The organism is Nostoc sp. CHAB 5715 (assembly GCF_020829685.1).
GTDB lineage: Bacteria > Cyanobacteriota > Cyanobacteriia > Cyanobacteriales > Nostocaceae > Nostoc.
Window position 1 is genome coordinate 1 of sequence record NZ_JAIVFR010001101.1, and the last position, 2,294, is coordinate 2,294.

Annotated in this window: 2 protein-coding genes and 2 pseudogenes; 3 read left to right on the forward strand and 1 reads right to left on the reverse strand. The window is 37.2% G+C overall.

The features are described 5' to 3' along the window. From LC574_RS39530 to LC574_RS36400, 3 genes and pseudogenes are all read left to right on the forward strand, one after another. Positions 1-146: pseudogene (locus tag LC574_RS39530) on the forward strand (BtpA/SgcQ family protein); the annotation flags it as partial. Next, positions 125-316: pseudogene (locus tag LC574_RS36395) on the forward strand (bifunctional orotidine-5'-phosphate decarboxylase/orotate phosphoribosyltransferase); the annotation flags it as partial. The pseudogenes LC574_RS39530 and LC574_RS36395, both read left to right, overlap by 22 nt. Before the next feature lie 309 nt (positions 317-625). Then, positions 626-1,726 carry an AI-2E family transporter gene (locus tag LC574_RS36400; protein ID WP_229458479.1) on the forward strand — a complete coding sequence of 367 codons (1,101 nt, stop codon included), beginning with the start codon at positions 626-628 and terminating at the stop codon, positions 1,724-1,726. 58 nt (positions 1,727-1,784) lie between these two features. Here LC574_RS36400 and LC574_RS36405 read toward each other — a convergent pair whose 3' ends face one another. Beyond that, a complete protein-coding gene (locus LC574_RS36405; protein WP_229458480.1) occupies positions 1,785-2,075 on the reverse strand; it encodes a hypothetical protein in 291 nt (96 codons plus the stop codon). Between the last annotated feature and the right edge of the window lie 219 nt (positions 2,076-2,294).

Consider the following 2,294-nt stretch of genomic DNA (forward strand, 5'->3'; position numbering starts at 1 on the left):
CAGCAGCTGGTGTCATAGTTTCCAGTTCCCTAAAACGTCACGGACGTATAGAGCAACCAATTTACCCGATTCGCGTCAGTCAATTTGTCGTAGCTGTGCGTCGCAATTGGAACTCCAAAAGTGAAAGTTGGAATCAGCAGGATTAAAAGTTAATGATATTGTGGTATTTATCGACCATGAACAAGGGGTGAAAAATAGGTTACAGCAAAATGGTTATCGCAGTCATGCGGTTTTAACTATTTCGGAAATTACTAATACTCTGTATCAAGCAGGGCGAATAAATGAGGAGCAATTTTTAGCTTTCGCTGAAAGTTAGTGATTGGAATGATGGGGAGTGGGGAGTGGGGAATAGGGAATGGGGGAAGATTTTTATCATGTACTTACCCTTGGTTATATCTTGCACTGCCCACTTTACCGCCAGAAAATAAATTCTCTGGCTAATAGCAGAAGTCCACTAAGCGTGGACTATAAACCTTACTCAGTCTTCAATAGATAGACTTTAGCTATAAGCCTCAGAATGAATTCTGAGGTGGTTGTTGGGACTGGTACAAGTTCTGAGCCTTGAACATATTTAATTACCAGGTTCAATCTAGTAACTGAAATAATTTTGATTTCTAAATTGATTATGAATTTTTCACTGAATCAACTACTTCGATGGTTAATTTTTACGCTGTTATTTCCTCTAGTGTTTCTCAATGGTTGGCTAGCATTTTTACTGGTTAAAAACTTTCAACCTGTTGTAACAATTCTTGTTTTGGCTACTTTGCTTGCATTTGTTTTAAACTATCCTGTTGCCATTCTCCAAAAGCGAGGAGTGAAACGTGGCTATGCAGTAGCATTAGTTTTTATATCAGCATTGATAATTATCGTTGCTCTGGGTATAACTTTGCTTCCCATTGTTTTAGAGCAATTTAATGAGATGGTAAAAGTCTTTCCCCAATGGATTGATTCTAGCAAAGAAAAACTTCAAATTTTAAATGATTGGTTTTTTAGACACAAATTAAATGTGAATTTAAGTCAGTTATTAAACCGATTAACTGAGCAATTACCCAATGAATTAGAGTTTCTTTCAGATAAACTTTTAAGCATTATCATAGATACGATTGATAGTATCTCTGAGGCATTAATCACAATAGTACTGACTTTCTATCTGTTGTTAGATGGCCCAAGGATTTGGGAGGGGATATTTAAAAAGCTACCTGGAAGTTTTGCCCAGAAGGTCAGCCAATCTATTCAACAAAACTTTCAAAATTACTTGATTGGTCAGGGAAGTTTGGCTTTGCTGATGGGAGTTTCATTAACATTATTGTTTTTAGCTTTTCAAGTCCAGTTTGCTTTACTTTTTGGTTTGGGGGTTGGGCTTTTGAGTTTAATTCCCTTTGGCGATGTCGTCAGTCTTGTTGTCATAACTTTAATAATAGCCACACATGACTTTTGGCTAGCAGTGAAGATTTTTGCGCTAGCTGTTGTCATTGACCAGTTAATTGATCAGGCGATCGCACCACGGCTTTTGGGCAAATTTACTGGTATCAGACCAATATGGGTGTTAATTGCTTTGCTTGTAGGAACCAATGTTGGTGGAGTCTTGGGTTTGCTAATCGCAGTACCTGTAGCTGGTTTTATCAAAGATATAGCAGATACTTTTTCTAAATCTGCTGATTCCGATAATGTAGTTGAAAGTGAAGTAGCATCAGAATTGTTGGCAGAGAAATCAATATCGCAATGATTTGTGGATAAAAATAAGATGCCATCTCTACCGTTAACGGGAAGTTGCAATGGTGTCATTAAGGATGGGGTGTAATTGTCAGAATAGTTATAACTCCTTGTTCAGCTCCGTAATACCAAAAAACTCGAAAAGCAGCAGGTGTTTTGTTTTCTACATAGGCTTCAAAAATTTCTTCTCCATTGGGCCCTGATAAAGATTCATATTTGTGAGTATTCAAACTAGGGTGTCGTAAGTTTATTTCCATTAAACCCAGCGTTTTTAAAACTTTTTGGTACTTCTTAGAGTCAGTTTGTTGTAGTTTAGCTAATGCTGTACTAGCCTCGGTTGAAAATATTATCTTAAAATTCACTATTGCTTAGTGCTGGAGATTAACCTTGTGACAAGGATTATATTTTAGATTAGTGTCCAGGGCTAGTTTCCTTGTGACATCTTTGTATCGTAGAGACATGCTATTCATCAATTTCTAGATCCGCATACTGGGTAAATGAGCCTAAGTCGTGAAGTTCACCAGAACTTGCCTGTTTTAAAAACGCTGGGTTTAATGGAAATAAACTTACGACACCCTAGT

Bases quoted from the DNA above. Each gene is read 5' to 3' on its own strand.
- LC574_RS36400 (WP_229458479.1), top strand. From the start codon at position 626: ATGAATTTTTCACTGAATCAACTACTTCGATGGTTAATTTTTACGCTG.